Genomic DNA, 24,776 nt, shown 5'->3' with positions numbered 1-24,776 from the left:
CCGCTCAGCCCGCGGCCTGGCGCTGCGACGCCAGTCCGATCGAGGAGATGCCGAGCTTGCTGCACAGGTCCAGCACCGCCATGACCTTTTCGTATTGCACGGCGCGATCGCCGCGCAGGATCACCGGCAACTCGGCGTCGTTGGCCAGCGCGTTGCGCAGTTGCTGTTCCAGCTCGCTCATGCTGACCGGCACCGCATCGATGCTGACCTGCCCCGCGTTGTCGATCGCGATGACCTTGGTCTTGGGCACCGACAAGGGCTGGCTGGCGCTGGCCTTGGGCAGATCGACCTTGATGCCCTGCACCGCCGCGGTGGTCATGATGATGAAGATCACCAGCAGTACGTACGCCAGATCCAGCATCGGCGTGATGTTGATGTCGTCGTAAGGCTTCTTGCCCTGGACCTTCACGGCAGCGACTCCGTGGACACGCTGCGCGACAGGTGCGCGGGCACCGGCGCGTCGCCGGCGTAATCTTCCGCGATGCGCTTTTCCAGTTCGTCCACGAACACCTGCATGTCCGCGCCGATCGCCTCGGTGCGGCTGAGCAGGTAGTTGTAGCCAAACAGCGCCGGGATCGCGACGGCCAGACCGGCCACCGTCGCCAGCAGCGCGGCGGCGATGCCGGGCGCGATCGCGTTGATGTTGACATCGCCCGCCGCGGCCACCGCGGCGAAGGTGATCATCACGCCGACCACGGTACCGAGCAGGCCCAGGAACGGGCCGCCGGAGATGGCGATCGTCAGCAGCACCATCAACTTGTTCAAGCGTTGGCTCTCGCGCACCGCGGCGGCGTCGAGGGCGGAACGGATCGCGGCGATCGACTGCGTGCGCACCACCGAACGTCCGCCGGCGGCGGCGACGCGGTTGCGCAGTTCGTCCAGGCCGATCGCGAGCAGCCGGGCGAGATTCGATTTCTCCCCGTTGAGCGGCCCGTCGCCTTCCGCGCCCTTGACCCAGGCGATGTCGTGCAGCGGATATTCGCCGGCGTATTTGCGGAAGGCTTGCAGGAAGCGCTCGTTGGCCTTGGAGGTGACGTTGACGAACACGCCCTTGCCGATCATCACCCACCACGAGATCGCGGCCATGAAGCCCAGGATCACGATCACCACCCAGGCATCGACGGTCAGCGCGCTGAACAGGATGCCGAAGTAGTTGTGGCCGCCGTCGCCGGAGCGCTGCTCGACCGGCTGGAAGGTCAGCAGGCGCGCGTCCAGGCCCTGGCTGTGCGCGGCGGCCTGGATCAGGCCGAGCGGACGCGCGGTCTTGGACACTTGCAACTCGTCGATCAGGCCGATGAAGTTCGGCCGCGCCGCGGCGCCGGCGGCGACGCGTTCGCCGCCGATCAGCAGACCGGCGTTGGCCAGCGGCAAGGCCGCCGCGACTTCGCCGGCCGGCGCGCCGTTGACGTAGACGGCGAGCTTGTTGTCGGCGGCGCGCACGGCGATGTGGGCCCAGCCTTCGCTGGTGAGCGGTGCGCCGGCAGAGGTGCGCAAGGCGCCGTTGGCGCCGGGCGTTTCGGCGTAGATGACGCCGGATTCGATTCCGACCGTCAGTGCACCCGGCAGCGACGCGATTATTCCCGTCGCGCCGGCTCCGGTTGGTTTAATCCACGCCGACACCGTCAACGGCTGCGCCGCGGCGAGATTCAGCGACGACGACGCCGGCACCGTCACCGGCGCCTGACCGTTCAATTGCAGGCCCGAACCAATCAGCGCCGATTCGGCCAGGGTCAGCGGCGCCTGCGCGTTGTTGGCGTAGGCGGTCTGATCGTTGCCGGCCGCGCCCTGGTTGGCGAAGTGATAGACCGCGATGTTGTCCGCGTCGTAGCTGCCCTTGGCGTCGCCGCCGGGCGTCGCCTCGGCGTTGCCGAAATAGACGTAGACCGACGAAGCCGCGTTGGCTTCCAGGTTCGGCACGTCCACCCAGGCCAGCGCGACCTGATCGACCAGTCCGTCGTATTTCTCGAAGTGGTACTTCAGCGGCGTGCGGTCGTCGGCGGCGATGAAGCGCACGTCGCTGCCGTCTTCCTTCGCGTCGGCGAAGTTGAAGTTGCCCGAATGCAGGCGCACCAGGACCTGGGCGCGGCCGCCGGGCTCGCTGACCGCGGCGCCGGCCGAGGTGGTGTTGAGATCGATCTTGGCCCGGTAGTTCCATTTACCGTCCCACCACGACGCCGCCGATGCCGGCAACGAGATCAGCGACAGGAACAAGCAGACCAGCAACACGCGCAATTGAGTCACGACACTTTCCCCGGAAATATTCGGTATGGCCTGGATGGGAGGGCCTTCAGGCCCGACGCCTTTCGATCCGCCGCGACATCAGACTTCCGGCGAGCTGAAACAAAAGCGTCGGGGCTCAAGCCCCTGCCACAGGGTTTTCCTTGCCTGCTTAAAACTCGCCCCAAACCCGCACGCCGAGTTCGATCGAATCGGGCTTGCGGTCCTTGCCGTTCGGACTGGACAACGGGTGGGACACATCGATGGAACCGTTGAGATGCTCGAACATCTTCAGCGAGGCGCCCAGGCCGGCGCTGACCAAGGTCTCGCTGCGCAGCTGATCCGACAGCCGGTCGTTGATGCGCGCATAACCGGCATCGACGAAAGCGCGCAGACGCATTTCCTGGAACGCCTCGCCGAGCGAATCGGCGAACGAGGGCGTGCGCGCTTCCAGCGTCGCCGCCGCGCCCGTGTCGCCGAGCGATTCGGATTCGTAATAGCCGCGCGCACTGTCCAGGCCGCCGATGCTGAATTGCTCGTTGCTGATCAGCGGCTCGCCGGCGAACTGGGTCTGCATGCGCAGCATCAGTTGCGCGTCGTTGGCGAATTTCCACGTATGCGAGCCCGAAGCGCGCAGGTAGAAGAAATTCGGCTGGGCCTGAAAGCGCTTGGCGTCGAAAGCGGCGCGGCCGTCGCCGACGCCGCGCAGGTTGAACACCGCCGACAAGGCCAGGTCGCTGACCGAATGCTCTTTGATCCAGTCGGCGTTGTAGTTGACGCTGAACGGGAAATACTCGATCGGCACCGAACCGCGATCGGCGCCCTGCACCAGCGCTTCGTTGAAGTCCTTGTAGTCCACGCCCACGCTCAGCGAATGGAAGAAGCCTTCGCGCGCGGCGAAAGAGCGCATCAGGCGCACGCCGGCCAGGGTGCCGTTGCCGATGACGTTGAGGTCGCCGACCACGGCGATGTCGCTCTTGCTGCGCACCGCGTAACCCAGCAGCGACCACGGCGATGAGCCGAAGCGCGCCAGATAGGAAGCCGAGAATACTTCCGCGTCGGCGCGCCGCTGCGGCGCCAGTTGCACCGACAGGCTGGCGCTGTGGCCGCGCTGCCACAGATTGTCGTAGCGCACGCTGGCGGCCACGCGTTGCTCGGTGGTGTTGGCGCTGTTGCGGTTGTTGATTTCGAGCGAGCCGTGCAGCGGCAGCGAATCGTCGACGTTGAGATCGACATCGACGGTATTCGGCGTGGCGCCGGCCTTGATCTCCGGCGTCACCCGGCGGTCGGGCAACTGGTTGAGGGCGACGATGTCGCGCTGCACGTCCTTGAAGTTGGGCACCGAGCCCTGCGCCAGCGACGGCGCGGCGCGCTCGATGTCGTCGGGCGAGAAATAGTCCGCGCCGTTGACCCGCAGGCGGCCGACCTTCTGTTCGTTGACCTGCAGCGTGACCAGGCCGGTGGACGCGTCCTGCTCCGGGATCACCACGCTGACGGTCGGATAGCCGCTCTTGTCGTACAGCGACTGCAGCGCCGCGCGCGCAGCTTCCACGTCCTGCTCGCTGCGCTGCGGGCCCAGGTGCGGATACACCGCTTTCTCGATATCGAGCGTGGGCAGCTTGGTATTGCCCAGCACCTGATAGGCCATCACGTCGAAACGCGCGAGCGTCGGCGCGGCCTGCGTGCCTTGGGCGGTTTCCTGCGCGTGCAAGCCCGTCGGCCCGAGGAACGTCAGACCAACGGCTGCGATAAGGCGTAGATGCATCGACCCGGAACCATCCCTGTTGCGCCGACCCGGCGAACGGGGTCGGCAGACCGCGTCACGTTAGGTGCGCTATGTGACGATGTTTGAACTACTGCATGACAAGGCACACGAATGTGGTCATGCACTTCTCCATCGCGCGCATCGAATGTCACAAGTCGCTGCGATGACATGGAAATTACGCAGCACGTCACTTGTCATCTCATCTTTGGATGAGCGGTATCACACAGGTGAGAAATGTTGCGCGTTGCGGTTGCACGCTTTCGCTGTCGATCGGCTGCGTTGGCGGTTGCGTGGTTCGCGCTTGCGTCTTCGGCGTTGTGCACCCGGGTTCGATCGCGCGGATGTGAGTGGCGCGCGCTGATTCGTTGGAGTAGATGCGCGATCGTCGGCGCATCGGTCGCATGTCGCGCGGGCGAGAATCGAAGACGATCGATGGCGTTGGCGAGGCGGTTGTCGATAACGGTCGCCGTCGCGAACATCGCCATCGTCGCCGGCATCGACTCTCGCCATCCGCAATCGCAACGCGCACCGCGCGCTGTCATGCAGGTCGGTTCGCAGACCCGTTTTGGCGCAACAACGTCACCGCGGCACGCGCGGTCGGCCCAATTTCGATAAGACAAAGCCAAGTCCGCGACGAATGCCGTCGACGTCTTGTTTCATCAGCGGAACATATTCGTGAAGGCATCGATCGTGCAGACACGATCGGCAAAGATGCGATCGGCGGCCGCAAGCCGCCGAGGCGGCGCGACCGTCGCGGTCGCGCCGATGAAGCCGGGTCCGCCCGCGAACCGGGCGGCGGGCTCAGTTGACCGCGGAGGGAGCGGCGGCGGACTTGGCCGCGTCCTGCTGGGCGAGTTCGGACAGGCGGTCGAGATTGCGCATCGACACCAGGTGGGTATAGATCAGGCCCATCGCGCCGGAGCGCAGCAGTTCCGGCAGCACCGCGTCGTCGAGCTGCAGCAGGCGCTCTTCCGAGACCACGTAGACGCCGCCCAGCTCGCGCTGCGGTTCGCCTTCGCCGCCGAAGCGGATCACCTGCTGGTCCAGCAGGTTCAGTTCCTTGAGCTTGGCGGTGAACGCGGCGGTGCGCTTGAACTCGCCGTGCAGGTCCTGCAGGAAGGTCATCGCGCGGCCGAGGTTCTCGCTGTCGTCGCCGTTTTCCTGGAACAGCGCGTCGCCCTCTTCTTCCGACAGGCCGTCGTAGGCCATATCGACGCAGACGGTGACCGTGCCGCTGTCGCGGTCCTCGGCGAGCATGAACGGATATTGGCGCAGGAACGCCGGCACATAGCCGCGCTTCCAGCGCGCGTTCTCGTCCACGTACAGGTTCTGCTGGTTGCGCAGCCCGACCACGACCGCCGGCAGGAAGTCGCCGTTCTCCAGGCGCGCGAACACGATCGCGTACTCGGAAGCGGCGTGCGGGAATTCGACCGTGGTCAGCGGCACCGAGTTGAGCTCGGCGGCGAAACGGGCGTTGTGCTGGGCCGAGCGCAGGCGCAGGCGGCGGTGGGTGTGGCGGTTGAGCGGTACGACGCGGTCGTAGATCAGCATGAAGGTCCGGTTCCTGGTGGCGGCCGCCCGGGGTCAGCCCGGGTCAGCGGCGAAGATGAGCCATCGGCGTGACAGTTACAAGCAGCGCCGGCGGCACTGCCCGCACACTATGAGTGCCACTTTGACGCGCATTAAGCCCTGTCAAAGCTGTCATCACACCGCTTCCCATATCGTGATTTCAGGCACACAAAAGACAAGTGCCGAGTGCGGATAGGGGAAAGTATTTTGTTCAAGGTGTCACTGCGAGAGCACGCTCTGCTAAGCGTCCTGGTGGGGTTGCAACGCGGGGTGCAGCCGGAAACCAGCCATATGAAGCATGCGTTGATCGAGGACGGACTGGCGTTGAGCCTGGATGGCCGCCTGAGCCTGTCCGACGCCGGCTCGACCCTGCTGCAGGCACTGCAGCACATGATCTGGGCCGAGGTCGAATCGCTGCAGCAGGTGTTGTCCAACAAGTCGTCGGCGCCCAGCGATGAGGTGCTGCGGATGACCCGGCTGCCGGTGAATCCGCGGGCGGAGTAGATCGCGTCTGGGCGGCACCGGGTCGGATTCGTGGTGGTTCAGATAAGCGCCGATTGAAAGTCACGCCGTTGCCGGATCGGCAGTCGCCCGATTCCTGCTGGTCCGAATCGGTTTCGGCTCAGATCCGCCCCGGCCAGGCCATCTGCCCCAAGCGCCAGCCGGCGACGATCGCCAGCAGGCCCAGGCCGACGTGGGCGGCGATGGTCAGCGCCAGCCAGTCGTAGCGGGCCGCGCGCAGCAGCGCCAGCAGGTCCACGCCGAAGGCCGAGAACGTGGTCAGGCCGCCGAGCACTCCGGTCAGCAGCAGCGCGCGCCAGAAATCGGCGTCTTCGCGGCCGCCCAGCCACACCAGCAGCAGGCCGGCGCACAGGCAGCCCACGACATTGACGCACAGGGTGGACAGCGCCGGCCACGGCGCGGCCGAGCGTGGCAGCAGCAGGTTGGCGCCGTGGCGCAGCATCGCGCCGAATGCGCCGCCGAGGCCGACGGCGAGCAGTTGCAGCAAGGCGGCGCGGGTCATCGGTTGCGGACTCCGTGAAGTGGCATGCATGACGGCGCCGGTTGCGGCATCGATGCAGGCATAAGCGATGGGCTCGATACAGACAATGGCGCCGGTGCCGACCGCCGCACAAGTCCGAGGTCTTTTGTGGGAGGGGCTTGAGCCCCGATGCCTTTCGATCAGAAGGGATCGATTCCGGCGATCTGAGCGAAAGGCATCGGGGCTCAAGCCCCTCCCACAATAAACTGCGAAGCTCCGCGCGGGCCTGAAACCCTTCCCACAAAAGACCTCATGCAGCCCGGCTACGGGCTCACCCGCCCTCGCCGCCCTCGCCGCCCTCGCCGCGCGCCTGCGCGCGTTGCGCCCGCAACCGCGCGAGCTTCTCGCCGAGCTTGAGCTCCAGCCCACGCTCCACCGGCTGGTAATACACCCGCTCGCCCATCGCATCCGGGAACCCGGTCTGATCCAGGGCGATGCCGCCGTCGGCGTCGTGGTCGTACTGGTAACCCTTCGAATACCCCAACTGCTTCATCAGCTTGGTCGGCGCATTGCGCAGGTGCAGCGGAACATCCTGGGTGCCGTGCTCGACCACATCGGCCTTGGCCGCGTTGAAGGCGGCATAGGCGGCGTTGGACTTGGCGGTGCTGGCCAGATAGATCACCACCTGCGCCAGGGCCAGATCGCCTTCCGGGCTGCCCAGGCGGTCGTAGGTATCCCAGGCATCGACCGACATCTGCAGCGCGCGCGGATCGGCCAGACCGATGTCCTCCACCGCCATGCGGGTCAGCCGCCGCGCCAGGTAATGCGGGTCGCAGCCGCCGTCGAGCATGCGCGCGAACCAGTACAACGCGGCGTCGGGGTTGGAGCTGCGCACGGATTTGTGCAGCGCCGAAATCTGGTCGTAGAACTGCTCGCCGCCCTTGTCGAAGCGGCGGGTGCGGTCGGCCAGCACCTGCGCCAGGGTCGCGGCGGTGATCTGCCCGTCTTCGTCGGCGGCCAGTTCGGCGGCGATTTCCAGCAAGGTCAGCGCACGGCGGACGTCGCCGTCGGCGGCGGTGGCGATCTGCAGCAGCAAGTCGTCGCCGACCTGCACCGGCTGCGCGCCCAGGCCGCGCTCTTCGTCTTCCAGCGCGCGCCGCAGGCTGTGGCGGATGTCGTCGGGCGAGACCGCTTCCATCACGTGCACGCGGCAGCGCGACAGCAGCGCCGAGTTGAGCTCGAACGACGGGTTCTCGGTGGTCGCACCGACGAAGATGATGGTGCCGCGCTCGATATGCGGCAGGAACGCGTCCTGCTGGGTCTTGTTGAAGCGATGCACCTCGTCCACGAACAACACCGTGCGGCGGCCGTCGGCGAAACGGTGCGCGGCCTCGGCCAGCACTTGCCGCACTTCGGGCAGGCCCGAGAGCACGGCCGAGATCGCCTTGAACTCGGCATCGGCGTAGCGCGCCAGCAGCAACGCCAGGGTGGTCTTGCCGCACCCCGGCGGGCCCCACAGGATCATCGAATGCACGCGTCCGGATTCGACCGCGCGGCGCAGCGCCGAGCCGGGCGCGAGCAGGCGGCGCTGGCCGACCATTTCATCCACGCTGCGCGGGCGCATGCGCTCGGCCAGCGGACGCAGGCCGTCGTTATCGACGCTGAGCAGATCGCGCGAGTCCTGCGAGGGGGCGGTTCGACGGGCCACTTACGGGGAATTTCCGGTCTGAGTTTCGACCGCCACGATACCAAGATCGCGCCGGCGGCGAATCGCCCGCGTCCGCAACAGCTTGATCCAACGGGATTTTGCAAACCGTCAGCCGGCGGTAAGGCGGTGCGGACGCGATCGCGGCAAGCTCGGCCCCGGCCATGGGCGCCTCACAAGGCCCGGGCGGCCGCGTTTGCCTCAACAGCGCGGCCTTGCGGCCCTGCTGTACCGCGCAATCCCCGTTTTCCCATCATCCGGCGGACACGATCGCGTCCGCCGCACCCACACCTGCCGGAGACCCGCGATGGCCGACTTCAACGACTACTTCCCGCAACTGCTGATCTTCGAGGGCGGCTATGTCGATGACCCCTACGATCCGGGCGGCGCGACCAATATGGGCATCACCCTGCAAACCTTTCAGGCGCACGCGCAGACCTTGCTCGGCGTCGCCCCGACCCTGGCCAATCTGCAGGCCCTGAGCCCGGAGCAGGCCGCGGTGTTGTACAAGGCGCTGTACTGGGACGCGATCTACGGCGACTCGATCGCCGCGCAGGACCTGGCCGCGATCGTGTTCGATTTCTACGTCAACGCAGGCGTCCACGCGATCTTGCTGCTGCAGAACCTGCTCGGCCCGCCGTTGGCCGCCGACGGACATTTCGGCCCGGAAACGCTCGCCGCCATGCAGCACGCCGATCAGGCCTGGCTGTACGCGCTGTATCGCCAGGGCCGGATCAACTACTACAACAACCTGGCCGCGAACCATCCGCTGCTGCATCGCTTCCTGTCCGGGTGGCTGGCGCGGGCGAACTGGTTTCCGGCGCAGTTGCCGGCGGGGACTTGATCGATCGGCGACCGAACGCCGCGCGGCGGCCGCGCAACCGCCAAAGGATCGCTACATCCGCAGTGGTGCGGCCGGCGATACTGCCTCGGCGCCGCGCCATTGCATCGGCTGCGCTCGCAGCCCTGCCCGTTCCAACACGCCTCCCCCAATGAACCCAGCGCCCGCCGCCGTACTGATCCGCCCCGCCGCCGCCGAAGATCGCACCGCGCTGCTGGCGCTGCTCGCGGAAACCTTTGCCGACACATGGCGCGAGCAACTCACCGCGCAAGCCATCGCCGATTACCACGAGCGGCAGGTCGCGGAACGTTTCGTCGCCGCGCAATGGCCGCGTTTCGTGGTCGCGCAGATCGACGGCGAAGTGCTGGGCTTCGCCCATCGCGACGGCGGCTTCGTCGATGCCCTGCACGTCGCCGCGCGCGGCCGCCGGCGCGGCGTCGCGCGGGCGTTGATGGATACGCTGGAAACGGCGATGCGCGCCGAAGGCCTGACGCTCGCCAGCCTAGAAACGGATACCTTCAACACCGGCAGCCAGGCGCTGTACCTCGCCCTGGGTTATCGCGAAGTCGCGCGCTATCCGGATGAAGAATGGAACAGCGGCCTGACTACGATCCGCTACGAAAAGCCGTTGTAGACGCGGTTTAATCCGCGTCCGTCGCTGCCTCGCCGCGGACGTAGCGCGTGCTGCGCTGTGTTATCGAAATTCAAACGCCACACGCAGCAATTCGCCGCGATTTCAAGCCGGCATCAACCCTCGCCGATCACGTCCACGCCCTTGCCCGGCGCGTACTTGAACGTGCTGGCCGGGAAGCTGGGATTGCGCTTCCAGCCGCTGAAGCTGATTTCGGTCTTCTGCCCGAGCGCATCGACGATTTCCATCTTGCTCAGGCCGGCGGCGTCGAAGCCCAGCTTGGCATTGCGGAAGCTCGCCTCGCCCTGGTTCTTCGGTTCCAGGGTCAGCCAGTTGAGGCCGCCGTTGCTGCCGGCGTCCTTGACCACGAACATGCTGTCGAGCTTGCCCGGGTCGATCAGCGCCGCCAGCGGGCTGTTCTGCTCTTCCGCGCCCTGCGGACGCACGCTGACTTGCTGCAGGTCGGGCTCGTACACCCACACCTTCTTGCCATCGGCGACGATCAGTTGCGGGTACGGCTTGACGTACTCCCAGCGGAACAGCCGCGGCGCCGACAGCGCGACCTGGCCGGTCGAGGATTCCTTCAGCTTGCCGTTGGTGTCGAACACCTGCTGGGCGAACTGGCCGTCCAGGCCCTTGAGGCCGCGGGTGAACGCGCCCAGGTCGTCGCGCGCGCCGGCGACGGCGGCACCGGCGAACAGGGCCGTGGACAGCGAGAGCGCGATGGCGGCGTGGCGGACGAGACGGTTCACGGCAAGCTCCTGATAAAACGATGGCGGCAGTGTGCGCAGGGAATCCTGAACACGGTATCGACGTGGGGTGGAGCCAACCGCAGCGGTTAATACCGCCGCACCATCCGAGGCCGATATATCCCAGCGCTGCGGCCTTGAACGCTTGCGGGGCGCCGGCTGCGGCCGGCGCGCTTGCGTACGCCGCCGCAGTTACTTCGGCGGCGGCGGCGCAAGCACGCTGCGATCGCCGTTGTGCTCCGGCGGGGTCACGATGCCGGCCGCTTCCATCGCCTCGATCAGGCGCGCGGCGCGGTTGTAGCCGATCTTCAGGCGCCGCTGCACGCCCGAGATCGAGGCGCGGCGGGTCTCGGTGACGATGCGCACGGCTTCGTCGTAGAGCGGATCGGATTCGTCGCCGCCGCTGCTGGCGGTTTCCGGCAGGCCGGTCGCGCCGACCACGGTGCCGTCGCCCATCGTCTGCACTTCGTCGAGCACGCCTTCGATGTAATCCGGGCGGCCGCCGATCTGCTTGAGGTGCTCGACCACGCGATGCACTTCCTCGTCCGAGACGAACGCGCCGTGCACGCGCTCGGGCATGGCGGTGCCCGGCGGCAGGTACAGCATGTCGCCGTGGCCCAGCAGGGTTTCGGCGCCGGACTGGTCGAGGATGGTGCGCGAGTCGATCTTGCTCGACACCTGGAAGGCGATGCGGGTCGGGATATTGGCCTTGATCAGGCCGGTGATGACGTCCACCGACGGGCGCTGGGTCGCCAGGATCAGGTGGATGCCGGCCGCGCGCGCCTTCTGCGCCAGTCGGGCGATGAGTTCTTCCACCTTCTTGCCGACGATCATCATCATGTCGGCGAATTCGTCGATGAAGATGACGATGAACGGCAAGGTCTCCAACTGACGCGGCGCTTCGTCCAGGTCCGGGTTGGGCTTGAACAGCGGGTCCATCATCGGCTGGCCCGCTTCCTCGGCGTCGCGGACCTTCTTGTTGAAGCCGGCCAGGTTGCGCACGCCGACCATCGACATCAGCTTGTAGCGCCGCTCCATCTCGGCCACGCACCAGCGCAGGCCGTTGGCGGCTTCCTTCATGTCGGTCACGACCGGCGCGAGCAGATGCGGAATGCCCTCGTAGACCGAGAGCTCGAGCATCTTCGGATCGATCATCAGCATCCGCAGTTCTTTCGCCGACGCCTTGTACAGCAGGCTCAGCACCATCGCGTTGACCGCGACCGACTTGCCCGAGCCGGTGGTGCCGGCGACCAACAGATGCGGCATGCGCGCCAGGTCGGCCACGGTGGGCCGGCCCGCGATGTCCTTGCCCAGCGCCAGCGTCAGCGGGCTGCCGGACTTGTCGTATTCCTTCGAGCGCAGCAGCTCGGACAGGAAGATCATCTCGCGGGTGGTGTTCGGCGTTTCCAGGCCGATCACCGACTTGCCCGGGATCACGTCCACCACGCGCACGGATTTCACCGACAGCCCGCGCGCGATGTCCTTGTCCAGCGAACTGATCTGGCTGACCTTCACGCCCGGCGCCGGCTGGACTTCGAAGCGGGTGATGACCGGGCCCGGATAGGCGCCCATCACCTGGGCGTCGATACGGAAGTCCTTGAGCTTGAACTCGATCTGCCGCGACAGCGTTTCCAGGGTTTCTTCGCTGTAGCCCTTGGGCTGCGGCTTGGGATCGTCGAGCAGCGCCAGCGGCGGCAGGCCGCTGCCGTCGCCGGTGTTGAACAGCGGGATCTGGGTCTCGCGCTTGGCGCGTTCGCTCTTTTCCACCACCGGCGCCGGCGGCGGCTCGATCTTGACCTTCTCGCGCTTGGAACGCAGCTCGGTATCGACCTTGCGCGCTTCCTCGCGCTCCTCGCGCATGACCTGGGTCTGGCGCCATTCGGTGGCCTGCTGGCTGCCGCGGCGGAACAGCTTGCTCAGCACCGGGCCCAGCGCCAGGGTCCAGCGGCCCAGCCAGTCCATGACCGCGAACCACGACACGCCCGTGGCCAAGGTGAAGGAGATCAGCAACAAGGCGGCCAGGAACAGGTTGCCGCCGACCGGACCGAAGCCGGAGTACAACGAACGCCCGACCAACTGGCCGAGGATGCCGCCGCTGCCGGCGGAGAAATTTTCCGCCACGCCGAAACGCAGGTGCGCCAGCCCGGTGGACGAGACCAGGAATCCGACGATGCCGACCAGGCGCAGCGCGGGACCCAGATCGGCTTCGCCATCGCCGTCGGTATCCATGCCGAACAAGGCGATCCAGGCGATCGCGCCAAGCATGAGCGGCAGCAGGAAGGCGATATAGCCGCACAGGTACAGCAGCACGTCGGCGATCCAGGCGCCGACGCGCCCGCCCAGGTTGTGCAGCGGCGCGGTGATCGAGCCCGAATGCGACCAGCCGGGGTCGCTCGGCGAGAAGGTGACCAGGCTGGCCAGCAGGTACAGCAGCAACGGGGCGATGACGATCAGCGAGATATCGCGCATCAGGCGCTGTCGCTTCGGCGACGGTGCGCTGACCGTCGCTTCGGTTGGCTTGGCCTTCTTACGACTGGCGGTTGGAGCGGATGCCACCGTGATGTGCTGCCTTAGGTTGGTACCGTTAGTCGTTGAATATACAGCGAAATAGCGCAATATGGGAAGAAATTGACAAAAAACGGCAAGGTTGGAACGGTCCGGCGCCCCGCCGGCTCAAGCCGGCCGCCGGCTTATTTCTTCGTTTCCTTGGGCTTTGAGTACCACAGGGCGTTTACGATCACCCAGCGGTCCCCGAATTTGCCCAGGTGGAAAAAATCCACGAACCACGGCGTTTCCGCCCGCGCCACCGCCACGTTGCCGGCGACATCGAGCACCTTGCACGAACGATCCCATTGTTCCTTCGGCGTCTTCAATGCGCCGCGCCGGGTCAGATCGATCAGCTCTTCGCGGGTCATGCGCCGCAGGCCCAGTTTTTCGTCAGGCGTCTCGCCCAGCACCCGCCGCTTGGCGAGGTCGGGATGCAGCGAACGGGCGACGCGTTCGGGATCGCCTTCCAGCTGACCGTCGACATAATCGAAACAGGTCGCCTCGATCGAATCGCGGACGCCGCGCTCGATCGTATCGGGCGAAGCCATCGCCGCGGTCGATGCGGTGGCGAGGGCGAAGGTCAAGGCCATTGAACGCATGTATTTCCCCGGCTTATGGCGCGTTGTCGGTATGGAGGGTGGTGTCGGTAAAACGAAAAACGGGAACGGCCCGCGAACGGTAGCACTCAATGCCATCCGCCCGCCTGACCGCTCCCGTTCGCGCGGTGAATCGGGATTCGACCGAATCCCGAATCCCGAATCGCCAATCCCGGCTCTTACAGCTTCATGCCCTGCAGCGCCGGATGGATCAGCTTGCCGCCTTCGACGTTGATGCCGCGCACCAGCGCCTGGTTGCCGCGCCAGTCGCCGCCGGCCAGCTTGTTGACCCACGGCAGGATCGCCGCGCAGATCGCCTGCGAGGAGGTCTGCGGCACCGCGCCGGGCATGTTGGTCACGCAGAAGTGGGTCACGCCCTCTTCCACATAGGTCGGCTCTTTCCAGGTGGTCGGACGCGAGGTCTCGAAGCAGCCGCCCTGGTCGATGGAGATGTCCACCACCACGCTGCCGTCTTCCATGCCCTTGAGCATTTCGCGGGTCAGCACGTGCGGGGCGCGCGCGCCGGTCACCAGCACCGCGCCGATCACCAGGTCGGCCGAAGCCACTTCGCGCGCGACCACGTCCACGTACGGGAACAGCGTGGTGACGTTGTTGCCCAGGCGCATCATCTGCTCCATGCGGTCCTGGCGCATTTCGAACACGGTGACGTTGGAGCCGCCGGCCGCGGCCAGCGCCGCCGAGGCGCCGCCGGCCTGGCCCGCGCCGAACACCACCACCTTGCCGCGCTCGGTGGACGGCAGGCCGCCCAGCAGCTTGCCCTTGCCGCTCATGGGCTGGTGCAGCAGGTGGGTGCCGACCTGCACGCCGATCTTGCCGGCGATGATCGACATCGGCGCCAGCAGCGGCAGGTCGCCGTTGGGCAGCTCGACGGTCTCGAAGGCGACGCCGGTCAGGCCGATGTCCAGCAACTGCTTGGTCAGGGTCGGCTCGGCGGCCAGGTGCAGGTAGCAGAACAGCAGGTGATCCTTGCGCAGGTGCTGCAGGTCGCCGGCGATCGGCTCCTTGACCTTGACGATCAGCTCGCCCTTTTCGTACAGCGCCGCCGCGTCCGGCGCGATCTTCACGCCCAGACGCGTGTAGTCGGCGTCCTTGAAGCCGCTCTTGATGCCCGCGTCCTGTTCCAGCCAGACCTCGTGGCCGCGCTTGACCAGGTCGCCGGCCGCGGCGGGAACGAGCGCTACGCGCCCTTCGAGAGTCTTGGTTTCCTTCGGTACGCCGATACGCATTGCTATCTCCAGTGCGGCCCAGAAAAAACGCCGCATATGCGGCGCCCCAAGCCATGTTGTGTTTTAAGCGGTTGTCGTGAGGGTGAACGTGCTGCGTTGGATGGTGTAAGGCGCGGTGCGTGGCCCTGAACCGGCCCGCGACTCGCGTCGACCCGGGCTTTGTACGCCCGCGCCCGCCAATGCGCCAGTTGCCGTTTGGCGGTTCGCGCAGCCGCGCACGCTACGCAACGTTGCATCCGCCGGCCATGCCTTGTTTTGCCGGGACGTCGCCTCCAAGCTATGCCCTGCTTCGGAATGTTCAACACGCAGGCGTATGGCCCTGATGTGCTTGAAGATTCCTTCCGTGCGCAGCGCACTCCCAACTGGCCGCGATTATATACATGAGCCCTACCAAGCACTCCCGCGTCGTCATCCTCGGTTCCGGCCCGGCCGGCTGGACCGCCGCGGTCTACGCGGCCCGCGCCAACCTGAAGCCGCTGGTCATCACCGGCCTGCAACAGGGCGGCCAGCTGATGACCACCACCGAAGTGGACAACTGGCCCGGCGACGCGCACGGCCTGATGGGCCCGGACCTGATGACGCGCATGCAGGCGCATGCCGAACGCTTCGACACCGAAGTCGTGTTCGACCACATCCACAGCGCCGACCTGTCCAAGCGCCCGTTCCGGCTGACCGGCGATAACGGCGACTACACCGCCGACGCGCTGATCATCGCCACCGGCGCAACCGCGAAGTATCTCGGCCTGCCGTCGGAAGAAGAGTTCAAGGGCCGCGGCGTGTCCGCCTGCGCGACCTGCGACGGTTTCTTCTACAAGGACCAGGACGTGGCGGTGATCGGCGGCGGCAACACCGCGGTCGAAGAAGCGCTGTATCTGTCCAACATCGCGCGCAAGGTCTACCTGGTGCATCGCCGCGACACGCTGCGCGCGGAGAAGATCATGCAGGACAAGCTGCAGGCCAAGATCCAGGCCGGCAAGATCGAGCCGGTATGGCATCACACCGTCGATGAAGTGCTCGGCAACGATGCCGGCGTGACCGGCCTGCGGGTGAAGTCGGTGCAGGACGGTTCGAGCAAGGACCTGTCCATCCACGGCTTGTTCATCGCCATCGGCCACACCCCCAACACCAGCCTGTTCGAAGGCCAGTTGGAGATGAAGAACGGCTACCTGACCATCCAGACCGGTCTGGACGGCAACGTCACCCGCACCTCGGTGGAAGGCGTGTTCGCGGCCGGCGACGTCGCCGACCAGGTCTATCGCCAGGCCATCACTTCCGCCGGTTTCGGCTGCATGGCCGCGCTGGATGCGGAGAAGTTTCTCGACAAGGACGCCTGAGTAATGGCGCATCGGCGCATGAAACCGCTGGCGATCCCGGCCTTCGGGTCGGGATCGGCTGCGGTCGCACACGCCGTCGCCGCGCGTGCCGATGACATCCGGCGCCGCGGCGAAGCCACGACCGCCTGATCCGATGGCGTCGATGGCCGATTCCAAGCACGGCGACAGCTCGCTGCAACTGCGTCTTTCGGGCTCGCTGGGCGAGATCGAAGCGGCGCAGTGGGACGCTTTGCACGACGGCGGCAATCCCTTCGTAGCGCACGCCTTCCTGCACGGCATGGAAACGCAGCGCTGCGTGCGCGAAGACTGGGGCTGGACCCCGCATCATCTGACCGTGTGGGACGGCGACTCGCTGATCGCGGCGATGCCGGCCTACCTGAAGCAGAACTCGCACGGCGAATTCGTGTTCGACCACGCCTGGGCCCATGCCTACGCCCAGCACGGCATGGACTACTTCCCCAAGTGGCTGGCGGCGGTGCCCTACTCGCCGGTGACCGGCCCGCGCCTGCTGGCGCGCACGCCCGAGCACCGGCGGTTGTTGCTGGCGGCGATGGCGCAGTTGTGCGAACGGCAGAAGCTGTCGTCGGCGCACATCAACTTCCATCGCGACGAGGAAGACGGCGCCTTCGACGACGAGGATGCCGGCGGCGATTGGCTGCAACGCATCGACGTCCAGTACCACTGGCGCAACGAGCCCGATGCCGACGGCCGGCGCTGGCAGGACTTCGACCAGTTCCTGGCCGCGTTCGACCACAAGCACCGCAAGAACATCCGCCAGGAACGGGCCAAGGTCGCGCGCGCCGGGATCAGCTTCCGGGTCGTGGAAGGCCGCGACGCCAGCGACGCGGACCTGGCGACGATGCATCGCTTCTACCTCACCACCTTCGCCGAATACGGCAACCATGCCGCCCTGACCCTGGAATTCGTCCGCCATCTGGCGCGCGAGATGCCGCAGTCGCTGGTGATCTTCCTGGCCCAGCGCGAGGGCGAACCGATCGCCGGCGCCCTGTGCCTGCGCGGCGGCGACACCCTGTACGGCCGCTACTGGGGCGCGCAGGAGAACCTGCCCGGCCTGCATTTCGAGACCTGCTACTACCAGGGTATCGAGTACTGCCTGCGCGAAGGCCTGAGCGTGTTCGAGCCCGGCGCGCAGGGCGAGCACAAGCTCGCCCGCGGCTTCCTGCCGACCCTGGTGCGCAGCCGCCACTGGATCGCCCACCCCGGCTTCCGCGACGCGCTGCGGCCGTGGTGCCGCGAAGAAGCGGCCTCGGTGCGGCGCTACGCGCGCACGCTGGCGGAGCATTCGCCGTTCAAGGCCGTGAGTGGGGATTAGGGATTCGGCATTCGCAAAAGCAGGTTCTGCTTTAGGCTTCGACGAATCCCCAATCCCGAATCCCCCATCCCGTCCCGATGAGGCGTCTTCCGTTCCTGCTCTCGCCCGACTCCGACGCCGAGTTTCCGCCCGGCGGGCAGGCGCTGGCCGATCCGGACGGTTTGCTCGCAATCGGCGGCGACCTGACGCCGCCGCGGCTGCTCAACGCCTACCGCCACGGCATCTTCCCCTGGCCCAGCGACGGCTATCCGCTGCTGTGGTGGTGCCCGGACCCGCGCACGGTGTTCCGCACCGACGGCGTGCGCCTGTCGTCCAGATTCCGCCGCGGCCTGCGCCGCTGCGACTGGACCGTGCGCGCCGACACCGCCTTCGAAGCGGTCATGAGCGCCTGCGCCCAGGCGCCGCGGCCCGGCCAGGACGGCACCTGGATCAGCGATGAGATGCTGCAGGCCTATGCCGAGATGCACCGCCTGGGCCATGCGCATTCGGTCGAGGTTTACGACGGCGAAGAACTGGCCGGCGGTATCTACGGCATCGCCATCGGTCGCATGTTCTATGGCGAAAGCATGTTCAGCGGGCGCTCGGGCGGGTCCAAGGTGGCGCTCGCGGCTTTGGCGCATTGCCTGCATCGCTGGGGCTGGCCGCTGCTCGACGCCCAGGTCGAGAATCCGCACCTGCTGAGCCTGGGCGCGATCAGCCTGCCGCGCGAGCTGTTCCTGGCCCGGGCCGGCGAACTCGCGGCCCAGCCTGGGTTTGCGCCCGGTTCGTGGACCGCCCGGTTCGGCGAAATGCGGGCCGCGCAGCTGGCCGAGCCGCCGCCCGCGCCGTCCCCGGCCGCGCCCCAACGCCGGCCCGATTAACGGTTTTTTGCTCCCGGGGCGCTCACGTGGCAGAATGCGCGGCTTCGCGGGCGCGCGACGCCCGATCCTTGCGGACCTCTCCGGTCCACCTTTTTGAGAGACACATGGCAAAAGACGACGTGATCGAATTCGAGGGCACGGTGGCGGAAACTCTTCCGAACACCATGTTCCGCGTGCGTCTCGAAAACGGGCACGAAATCATTGCCCATATCTCGGGTCGCATGCGCAAGAACTACATCCGCATCCTGACCGGCGACAAGGTCAAGGTTGAGATGACGCCCTACGACCTGACTAAGGGCCGCATCACCTACCGCATGAAGTAAGCGCGGTAACTCGTTGAAAAAAGGCGGCCTATGGCCGCCTTTTTCATGCCCGAAGCACCGTGGACCTGTGGACGGGCCCGCCCGGCTTATTCCAGCGGACAGCCGTTCTCGGCCCGGCAACTGTTGTATTCCACCAGGCATTCGGCATCGCGCTGCCCGTGGCCCTCGTACAGGCACACGTTGTAGGCGATCCGGCATTCCTGGCAGGGAGTGAGCTGCGGGCCAGCCAGGGCGGCGGTGGCGCCGGCAAAGACGAACGCGGCGACGGCCGCAACGACGAGCTTGCGTAACTTCATGGTGTTGCTCCTTTTCCATGGATCGACGCGGGACGGGGGGCCCGCATTGAGTGACTGCGCCGCGCACGCGGACGCAGTGGCGAGCCTCGGCGACACGGGATCGGCCGAGACGGTTCCGGCCCGCGCACCGCGCGGGCCACGGCGACGCTAGCACCGGCCCCTCGCGCCGATCGCGCTGCGCCGCGACAACCGCTGAAGATGTGCGCGAGGTCGCAGCGCGCGCTAGCAACTGCCGATTGGAAACAGCGGATCGCGCGAGGTGTGCGCGATCGCGCGCGTCCGCGAGGCGACGCGCGCGCGGGTTCGCGCCGCGCATCGGGTGGCGCGAACAACAAATAAATACATCGCATCGCGCGCGCCCATGACTTTCGACCTAGACGATTCGTCCTCCGGCGTCATCCGTATCGATGTGCTCGCTTCGAGCCGCAAACGAGAACCCTATGCCGACTACCGGAATTGTTCTGGCCGCCGCGCTTTGTCTGTCGGCGGGCCCTACCTGCGCGCAGGCGCTCGATGCCTGCATCGATCTGGATCGCTCTTCGCAGATCGCGCGAGGCTACGACTCGGTCTTGCTCAAGCACGGCGAAGACCGATATCGACTGCGCTTGCAGGATGGATGCGGCGGCGATCTGCGCGCATCGCCCACGCTCGAAGTCGTCGCCGAGCAACGCAAAAATCGACTGCGCCCAAGCGGCACGCACATCCGCACCCGACGCGGCGATTGCGCGGTCGCCGGCATCGAAACCATCGATGCCGAAGCCTTCGAACGTTATCGGCGCCATCGATGAAACCGTGTCGCGCATGCATCGATTAAGAACAACAGATGCGCGCCGGCATCGAACGGTTTAGGCCGAAGGTCATGCCATGACGAAGGTCACCACGACTTATTCCAGATTTGCGCGCTCGCAGCGATCGATACATTGCACTGCGAGCTCATTCCGAGCCCCTGCTGAGGATGCCCCCATGTTGTTGCCCACAAGGATTGCGTTGGCCACGTTGCTTACTTTCGCCGCGAGCGCGGCATTCGCCGACCCGATCGATGCCTGCGTCGATCTGGGCGCCAAGCCGAAGATCTCGCGCCTGGGCGACAAGGCCGTGCTGGTCAAGGACAGCGACAGCTATTACCGATTGAACGTGAAGTCCTGCTACGACCTCAGCTTCACGCAGCAGTTCGAAGTGTCCACCGAGAAGCAGAAAGGCCGCATCTGCCCGACCGGCACGCGCGTGCGAACCAACCGCGACAACTGCGAAGTGGCACAGGTCGAGAAGATCGACGAAGCCGCGTATCGCAAGTTCGGCGGGCGGTGATTTCGGGACTCGGGACTCGGGACTCGGGAGTCGGGATCCGGTAACACCGTAGCTACCTACCGTCATTCCCGCGAAAGCGGGAATCCAGTGCCTTTCGTGCGAGAACGTTTGAAGTCACTGGATTCCCGCGTTCGCGGGAATGACGATCGGAAAGATGACGCTGAAGCCTCTGGATTCCCGCTTTCGCGCGAATGACGATCTGGAAGATGACGCTGAAGTCCCTGGATGTTCGGCTCCGCCGAAGTAAAGCGGAGCCCGCCTTCGCGGGAATGACGGCGTGGAAGATGGCGCTGAAGTCTCTGGACACTCGCCTTCGCGGGAATGACGACGTGGAAGATGGCGCTGAAGTCTCCGGACACTCGCCTTCGCGGGAATGACGATCTGGAAGATGACGCCGACTGGAAGACGACGCCGAAGTCTCTCGATACTCGGCTTCGCCGAAGCAAAACAAACAGCCGGGCCTGACAACAAACGATCAACCATAAAAAAGGCGGCCCGAAGGCCGCCTTTTCTTTGTCGCATGACGCCGCGAATCACACCGTCGCCGGCAACAGCTTCTCCGGCTCGGCCTGCGCCTCGACCACGAGCTGATCGTCCTTGACGTCGATGGTGACCCGGCCGCCGCCCACCAGCTTGCCGAACAGCAGTTCGTCGGCGAGCGGACGCTTGATCTGGTCCTGGATCACGCGCGCCATCGGACGGGCGCCCATCAGCGGATCGAAACCGTGCTGGGCCAGCCAGTCGCGCGCGGTCGGCGTGGCGGTGAGGGTCACGTTCTTCTCGTGCAGCTGGCTTTCCAGCTCGATCAGGAACTTGTCCACCACCCGCAGGATGTGATCGAAGCCCAGCGCCTGGAACTGCACCACCGCGTCGAGGCGGTTGCGGAATTCCGGGCTGAAGCCCTTGCGGATCACTTCCATCGCATCGGTGGAGTGGTCCTGCTTGGTGAAGCCGATCGAACGCCGCGAAGCCTGAGCCGCGCCGGCATTGGTCGTCATCACCACGATCACGTTCTTGAAGTTGGCCTCGCGACCGTTGGTATCGGTCAGCGTGCCACGGTCCATGACCTGCAACAGGATGTTGAAGATGTCCGGATGCGCCTTCTCGACTTCGTCCAGCAACAGCACGCAGTGCGGGGTCTTGACGATCTTCTCGGTGAGCAGGCCGCCCTGGTCGAAACCGACGTAGCCCGGAGGCGCGCCGATCAGGCGGCTGACCGAATGCGGCTCCATGTACTCGGACATGTCGAAGCGGACCAGCTCGATGCCCAGTTGCAGCGCGAGCTGCTTGGTCACCTCGGTCTTGCCCACGCCGGTGGGACCGGCGAACAGGAAGTTGCCGATCGGCTTGTCCGGATTGCCCAGGCCCGAGCGCGCGAGCTTGATCGCCGAGGCGAGCGTCTCGATCGCCGGATCCTGGCCGAAGATCACCATCTTGAGGTTGCGTTCGAGATTGCGCAGCACGTCCTTGTCGCTGGCCGACACCTGCTTGGTCGGGATGCGCGCCATCTTGGCGACGATGGTCTCGATCTCCTCGATGTCGATGAGCTGCTTGCGCGCGCTCTCCGGCAGCAGGCGCTGGCGCGCGCCGGCCTCGTCGATGACGTCGATGGCCTTGTCCGGCAGCAGGCGGTCGCCGATGTGCTTGACCGACAGATCCACCGCAGCCTGCAGCGCCTCGTCGGCGTAGGTGACGCCGTGGTGCGACTCGTACTTGGGCTTGAGGCCCTGCAGGATTTCGTAGGTCTCGCCCACGGTCGGCTCGACGATGTCGATCTTCTGGAAGCGCCGCGCCAGCGCGCGGTCCTTCTCGAAGATGCCGCGGTATTCCTGGAACGTGGTCGAACCGATGCAGCGCAGCTCGCCCGAGGACAGGGCCGGCTTGATCAGGTTGCTGGCGTCCATGGTGCCGCCGCTGGCGGAGCCGGCGCCGATGATGGTGTGGATCTCATCGACGAACAAGATCGCCTCGGGCTGCTTCTTGAGCTGCGCGAGCACGGCCTTCAGGCGCTTTTCGAAATCGCCGCGGTACTTGGTGCCGGCGACCAGGGCGCCCAGGTCGAGGGCGAAGATGGTCGCGTTGCGCAGCACCTCGGGCACTTCGCCATCGACGATGCGCTTGGCCAGGCCTTCGGCGATGGCGGTCTTGCCCACCCCGGCCTCGCCGACGTACAGCGGGTTGTTCTTGCGCCGGCGGCACAGCACCTGGATGGTGCGCTCGACTTCGTCCGCGCGGCCGACCAGGGGGTCGATCTTGCCTTCGCGCGCCAGCTGATTGAGGTTGCTGGCGAATTCGGCCAGCGCATCGGACTTGCCATCCACATCCGGCCCCTCCGGCGGCTTGGACTCTTCCTCGTGGTGGCCCTGCCCCTCCTCGCCGCTGTGCTTGACGATGCCGTGGGACAGGTAATTGACCACGTCCAGGCGGGCCACGTCCTGCTGATTGAGGAAGTAGACCGCGTGCGAGTCCTTCTCGCCGAAGATCGCCACCAGCACGTTGGCGCCGGTGACTTCCTTCTTGCCCGAGGACTGGACGTGGTAGACCGCGCGTTGCAGCACGCGCTGGAAGCCCAGCGTGGGCTGGGTGTCGCGATCGACGTCGTCGGGCAGCACCTGGACCGAGGTCGCTATGGCCTGTTCCAGATCGCTGCGCAATCGCGCGAAGTCCGCGCCGGTGGCCTTGAGGACGGCCTCGGCGGACGGGTTGTCGAGTAGTGCGAGCAGCAGGTGTTCGACCGTCATGTACTCATGGCGCGCCTCGCGGGCGCGCTTGTAGCACTGGCCGATGCTGTATTCGAGATCCTTGCTGAACATGGGGCGGAGCCTCCAGGACGTATGCACGCTACGTGGGGGCGCTCGCCGGCTTTTCCATGCCCCGCCCCCTTGGCGGTGCTCAGCTCCCTTTTAGGCCTTTTCCATCGTGCACAGCAAGGGGTGCTGATGCAGTCTTGAAAATTCATTCACCTGCGCGACTTTGGACTCGGCCACTTCGCGCGTGAAGACGCCGCATACGCCGCGGCCGCGGGTATGGACGTGGAGCATGATTTGCGTAGCTTTTTCGACGTTCATCGGAAAAAAGCGCATCAGCACCTCGACGACGAAGTCCATCGGGGTGTAATCGTCGTTAAGCACCAGTACCGAATAAAGCGGCGGACGGGCGACTTCGGGCTTGCCGGCTTCCACCAGCACGCCGTGACTGTGTTCGTGATCGGTCTGTTTTGCCATTTTGCGATTATAGACGCCTGCCCCGAGGGGGCGTGGATACGATCGCGCCCGCAACATGGACGCGTGCACGGCTGCATTGCAAAATGCCGCAGCGCCGCCATCTAGTGCGGAGCCGTCGGTCCAGATTGCGCCGATGTCCAAGAATTCAAGGACCGTCATGCGCCTGATCCGTTCCGTTTTGTCCGCCCTGCTGTTGCCGGTCCTGCCGCTGTCGGCGCTGGCCGGCCCGGCGCCGGCCGCGGATACGGCGCCGGCCGCGGCCGCCGGCCCGGCCAAGCTGGCGCCGGCCAAGGCCGACCGCAACGATCCGGCCCGGGTCGAGCCCGACCACAGCGTCTCCAAGGGCGGCGATCCGCGTATCCGCGCGCAGCTCGAAGGCCTGGGCTACAAGTACGAGGTGGACAAGGACGGCGATTTCGTCCTGACCTTCGCCCTGGACAAGCAGCGCAGCCAGATGGCCTACGTGCTCTCGGGCACCCAGCGCTACGGCAAGCTGGAGGTGCGCGAAATCTGGTCGCCGGGCTACCGCGGCGGCGACAGCCAGCTGCCGGGCGATGTCGCCAACCGTCTGCTGGAGGACAGCCAGCTCAGCAAGATGGGCGGCTGGGTCAAGCAGGACGGCGTGGCCGTCTTCGTGGTCAAGATCGACGCCGGCGCGTCCCAGGACGATCTGGACGACGCGATCGATTACGTGGTGCGCGCGGCCGACAAGATGGAAGCCGAACTCACCCCCGACCAGGACGAATTCTGACGTGAGCTACCGCGAAGGCCGTTTCTGGCAACCCGACGTCACCGTCGCCACCATCGTGGTCGAGGGCGGGCGTCTGCTCATGGTCGAAGAATCGGTCGGCGGCCGGCTGGTGATCAACCAGCCCGCCGGCCATCTGGAGCCGGACGAAAGCCTGCGCGACGCCGCGCTGCGCGAGACCTTGGAGGAAACCGGCTGGGACGTGCGCCTGACCGCGTTCGTCGGCGCCTATCAGTGGAAGGCCCCGGTGCAGCCCGACGGCTCCGGCGGCCGCCATTATCTGCGCTTCGCCTTCGCCGCCGAGCCCGAACGCCACCATGCCGGACGCGCGCTCGACGAAGGCATCGTCCAGGCGCTGTGGATGACGCCGGCGCAGTTGCAGGCGCGCTCGGCCGAGCACCGCAGCCCGCTGGTGTGGCAGGTCGTGGCCGATTACCTCGGCGGCCGCCGCCACTCGCTCGACCTGCTGCAGCATTCGGTCGCGCCCGAAGCGCTGTGATC

25 protein-coding genes are annotated in these 24,776 nt (G+C 66.3%); 11 read left to right on the top strand and 14 right to left on the bottom strand.

Features of this window, described 5'->3' with window-relative positions; translation table 11 throughout:
• Nucleotides 1-4: 4 nt before the first annotated feature.
• The 3 genes from LG3211_RS10780 to LG3211_RS10770 all read right to left on the bottom strand — a co-directional run bounded on the left by LG3211_RS10780 (nucleotide 5) and on the right by LG3211_RS10770 (nucleotide 3,982).
• Nucleotides 5-409, bottom strand: a complete 405-nt coding sequence (locus LG3211_RS10780) for an ExbD/TolR family protein (RefSeq protein ID WP_057942847.1) — start codon at nucleotides 407-409, stop codon at nucleotides 5-7.
• Nucleotides 406-2,241 (bottom strand): DUF2341 domain-containing protein, encoded by a 1,836-nt coding sequence (locus tag LG3211_RS10775; RefSeq protein WP_222837596.1) that lies wholly within the window; start codon nucleotides 2,239-2,241, stop codon nucleotides 406-408. Before LG3211_RS10775 ends, LG3211_RS10780 begins: the two co-directional genes overlap by 4 nt.
• A 148-nt stretch (nucleotides 2,242-2,389) precedes the next feature.
• Nucleotides 2,390-3,982: a ShlB/FhaC/HecB family hemolysin secretion/activation protein gene (locus LG3211_RS10770; protein WP_083512453.1), complete on the bottom strand. Its 1,593-nt coding sequence runs from the start codon at nucleotides 3,980-3,982 to the stop codon at nucleotides 2,390-2,392.
• 374 nt (nucleotides 3,983-4,356) lie between these two features.
• Between LG3211_RS10770 and LG3211_RS25620 the strand changes: the two genes are divergently transcribed.
• On the top strand, nucleotides 4,357-4,791 hold the full coding sequence (locus LG3211_RS25620) for a hypothetical protein (RefSeq protein ID WP_148648845.1): 435 nt from the start codon (nucleotides 4,357-4,359) through the stop codon (nucleotides 4,789-4,791).
• On the opposite strand, the gene LG3211_RS10765 is transcribed toward LG3211_RS25620, so the two are convergent.
• The gene (locus tag LG3211_RS10765) at nucleotides 4,784-5,533 is read right to left on the bottom strand and encodes a SapC family protein (protein WP_057942845.1); all 750 of its coding nucleotides are present in this window, start codon (nucleotides 5,531-5,533) and stop codon (nucleotides 4,784-4,786) included. The two genes, LG3211_RS25620 and LG3211_RS10765, sit on opposite strands and share 8 nt — an antisense overlap.
• A 309-nt stretch (nucleotides 5,534-5,842) precedes the next feature.
• On the opposite strand from LG3211_RS10765, the gene LG3211_RS10760 reads away from it, so the two are divergent.
• Nucleotides 5,843-6,055, top strand: coding sequence for a hypothetical protein (locus tag LG3211_RS10760; protein ID WP_057942844.1), 213 nt, complete (start codon nucleotides 5,843-5,845; stop codon nucleotides 6,053-6,055).
• A gap of 118 nt (nucleotides 6,056-6,173) precedes the next feature.
• Here LG3211_RS10760 and LG3211_RS10755 read toward each other — a convergent pair whose 3' ends face one another.
• Together LG3211_RS10755 and LG3211_RS10750 are read right to left on the bottom strand one after the other, a co-directional pair.
• On the bottom strand, nucleotides 6,174-6,575 hold the full coding sequence (locus tag LG3211_RS10755; protein WP_057942843.1) for a fluoride efflux transporter FluC: 402 nt from the start codon (nucleotides 6,573-6,575) through the stop codon (nucleotides 6,174-6,176).
• A 289-nt stretch (nucleotides 6,576-6,864) separates the two neighbouring features.
• Nucleotides 6,865-8,157, bottom strand: coding sequence for a replication-associated recombination protein A (locus tag LG3211_RS10750; RefSeq protein ID WP_187313190.1), 1,293 nt, complete (start codon nucleotides 8,155-8,157; stop codon nucleotides 6,865-6,867).
• A gap of 388 nt (nucleotides 8,158-8,545) precedes the next feature.
• Between LG3211_RS10750 and LG3211_RS10745 the strand changes: the two genes are divergently transcribed.
• Together LG3211_RS10745 and LG3211_RS10740 are read left to right on the top strand one after the other, a co-directional pair.
• On the top strand, nucleotides 8,546-9,082 hold the full coding sequence (locus LG3211_RS10745) for a glycoside hydrolase family 108 protein (protein ID WP_057942841.1): 537 nt from the start codon (nucleotides 8,546-8,548) through the stop codon (nucleotides 9,080-9,082).
• Nucleotides 9,083-9,230: 148 nt separating this feature from the next.
• The gene (locus LG3211_RS10740) at nucleotides 9,231-9,713 is read left to right on the top strand and encodes a GNAT family N-acetyltransferase (protein WP_057942840.1); all 483 of its coding nucleotides are present in this window, start codon (nucleotides 9,231-9,233) and stop codon (nucleotides 9,711-9,713) included.
• Nucleotides 9,714-9,826: 113 nt separating this feature from the next.
• Here LG3211_RS10740 and lolA read toward each other — a convergent pair whose 3' ends face one another.
• From lolA to LG3211_RS10720, 4 genes are all read right to left on the bottom strand, one after another.
• Nucleotides 9,827-10,462 carry an outer membrane lipoprotein periplasmic chaperone LolA gene (gene lolA, locus LG3211_RS10735; RefSeq protein ID WP_057942839.1) on the bottom strand — a complete coding sequence of 212 codons (636 nt, stop codon included), beginning with the start codon at nucleotides 10,460-10,462 and terminating at the stop codon, nucleotides 9,827-9,829.
• A gap of 189 nt (nucleotides 10,463-10,651) precedes the next feature.
• Entirely contained in the window at nucleotides 10,652-13,015 is a 2,364-nt protein-coding gene (locus LG3211_RS10730) for a DNA translocase FtsK (RefSeq protein ID WP_057942838.1), read from the bottom strand.
• Nucleotides 13,016-13,149: 134 nt separating this feature from the next.
• Nucleotides 13,150-13,605: a nuclear transport factor 2 family protein gene (locus tag LG3211_RS10725; RefSeq protein ID WP_057942837.1), complete on the bottom strand. Its 456-nt coding sequence runs from the start codon at nucleotides 13,603-13,605 to the stop codon at nucleotides 13,150-13,152.
• A gap of 176 nt (nucleotides 13,606-13,781) precedes the next feature.
• Nucleotides 13,782-14,849, bottom strand: coding sequence for an alanine dehydrogenase (locus LG3211_RS10720; protein ID WP_057942836.1), 1,068 nt, complete (start codon nucleotides 14,847-14,849; stop codon nucleotides 13,782-13,784).
• Between the two features lie 380 nt (nucleotides 14,850-15,229).
• Here LG3211_RS10720 and trxB point away from each other — a divergent pair, with 380 nt between their 5' ends.
• The 4 genes from trxB (at nucleotide 15,230) to infA (ending at nucleotide 18,699) form a co-directional block, all read left to right on the top strand.
• Entirely contained in the window at nucleotides 15,230-16,183 is a 954-nt protein-coding gene (gene trxB / locus LG3211_RS10715; RefSeq protein ID WP_057942835.1) for a thioredoxin-disulfide reductase, read from the top strand.
• A 142-nt stretch (nucleotides 16,184-16,325) separates the two neighbouring features.
• Nucleotides 16,326-17,516: a GNAT family N-acetyltransferase gene (locus tag LG3211_RS10710; RefSeq protein WP_057945405.1), complete on the top strand. Its 1,191-nt coding sequence runs from the start codon at nucleotides 16,326-16,328 to the stop codon at nucleotides 17,514-17,516.
• Between the two features lie 77 nt (nucleotides 17,517-17,593).
• The gene (aat, locus tag LG3211_RS10705; protein ID WP_057942834.1) at nucleotides 17,594-18,376 is read left to right on the top strand and encodes a leucyl/phenylalanyl-tRNA--protein transferase; all 783 of its coding nucleotides are present in this window, start codon (nucleotides 17,594-17,596) and stop codon (nucleotides 18,374-18,376) included.
• 104 nt (nucleotides 18,377-18,480) lie between these two features.
• Nucleotides 18,481-18,699 carry a translation initiation factor IF-1 gene (gene infA / locus LG3211_RS10700; RefSeq protein ID WP_031372296.1) on the top strand — a complete coding sequence of 73 codons (219 nt, stop codon included), beginning with the start codon at nucleotides 18,481-18,483 and terminating at the stop codon, nucleotides 18,697-18,699.
• Nucleotides 18,700-18,785: 86 nt separating this feature from the next.
• Here infA and LG3211_RS10695 read toward each other — a convergent pair whose 3' ends face one another.
• Nucleotides 18,786-18,995, bottom strand: a complete 210-nt coding sequence (locus LG3211_RS10695) for a hypothetical protein (RefSeq protein ID WP_057942833.1) — start codon at nucleotides 18,993-18,995, stop codon at nucleotides 18,786-18,788.
• Nucleotides 18,996-19,390: 395 nt separating this feature from the next.
• Nucleotides 19,391-19,798 (bottom strand): hypothetical protein, encoded by a 408-nt coding sequence (locus LG3211_RS25615; protein WP_148648844.1) that lies wholly within the window; start codon nucleotides 19,796-19,798, stop codon nucleotides 19,391-19,393.
• 160 nt (nucleotides 19,799-19,958) lie between these two features.
• Between LG3211_RS25615 and LG3211_RS10685 the strand changes: the two genes are divergently transcribed.
• Nucleotides 19,959-20,303 (top strand): DUF6491 family protein, encoded by a 345-nt coding sequence (locus LG3211_RS10685; protein WP_148648843.1) that lies wholly within the window; start codon nucleotides 19,959-19,961, stop codon nucleotides 20,301-20,303.
• 533 nt (nucleotides 20,304-20,836) lie between these two features.
• Here LG3211_RS10685 and clpA read toward each other — a convergent pair.
• A complete protein-coding gene (gene clpA, locus LG3211_RS10675; RefSeq protein WP_057942829.1) occupies nucleotides 20,837-23,116 on the bottom strand; it encodes an ATP-dependent Clp protease ATP-binding subunit ClpA in 2,280 nt (759 codons plus the stop codon).
• 90 nt (nucleotides 23,117-23,206) lie between these two features.
• Entirely contained in the window at nucleotides 23,207-23,527 is a 321-nt protein-coding gene (gene clpS / locus LG3211_RS10670; RefSeq protein WP_057942828.1) for an ATP-dependent Clp protease adapter ClpS, read from the bottom strand.
• Between the two features lie 157 nt (nucleotides 23,528-23,684).
• On the opposite strand from clpS, the gene LG3211_RS26365 reads away from it, so the two are divergent.
• Both LG3211_RS26365 and LG3211_RS10660 read left to right on the top strand, forming a co-directional pair.
• Entirely contained in the window at nucleotides 23,685-24,278 is a 594-nt protein-coding gene (locus tag LG3211_RS26365) for a hypothetical protein (RefSeq protein WP_057942827.1), read from the top strand.
• A 1-nt stretch (nucleotide 24,279) separates the two neighbouring features.
• Nucleotides 24,280-24,774, top strand: a complete 495-nt coding sequence (locus tag LG3211_RS10660; RefSeq protein ID WP_057942826.1) for an NUDIX hydrolase — start codon at nucleotides 24,280-24,282, stop codon at nucleotides 24,772-24,774.
• Nucleotides 24,775-24,776 lie beyond the last annotated feature (2 nt).

This window comes from Lysobacter gummosus (assembly GCF_001442805.1).
In the GTDB taxonomy this organism is placed as follows: domain Bacteria; phylum Pseudomonadota; class Gammaproteobacteria; order Xanthomonadales; family Xanthomonadaceae; genus Lysobacter; species Lysobacter gummosus.
Note: the sequence above shows the minus strand (reverse complement) of the source record. Positions and strands in the feature narration are given on the sequence as shown.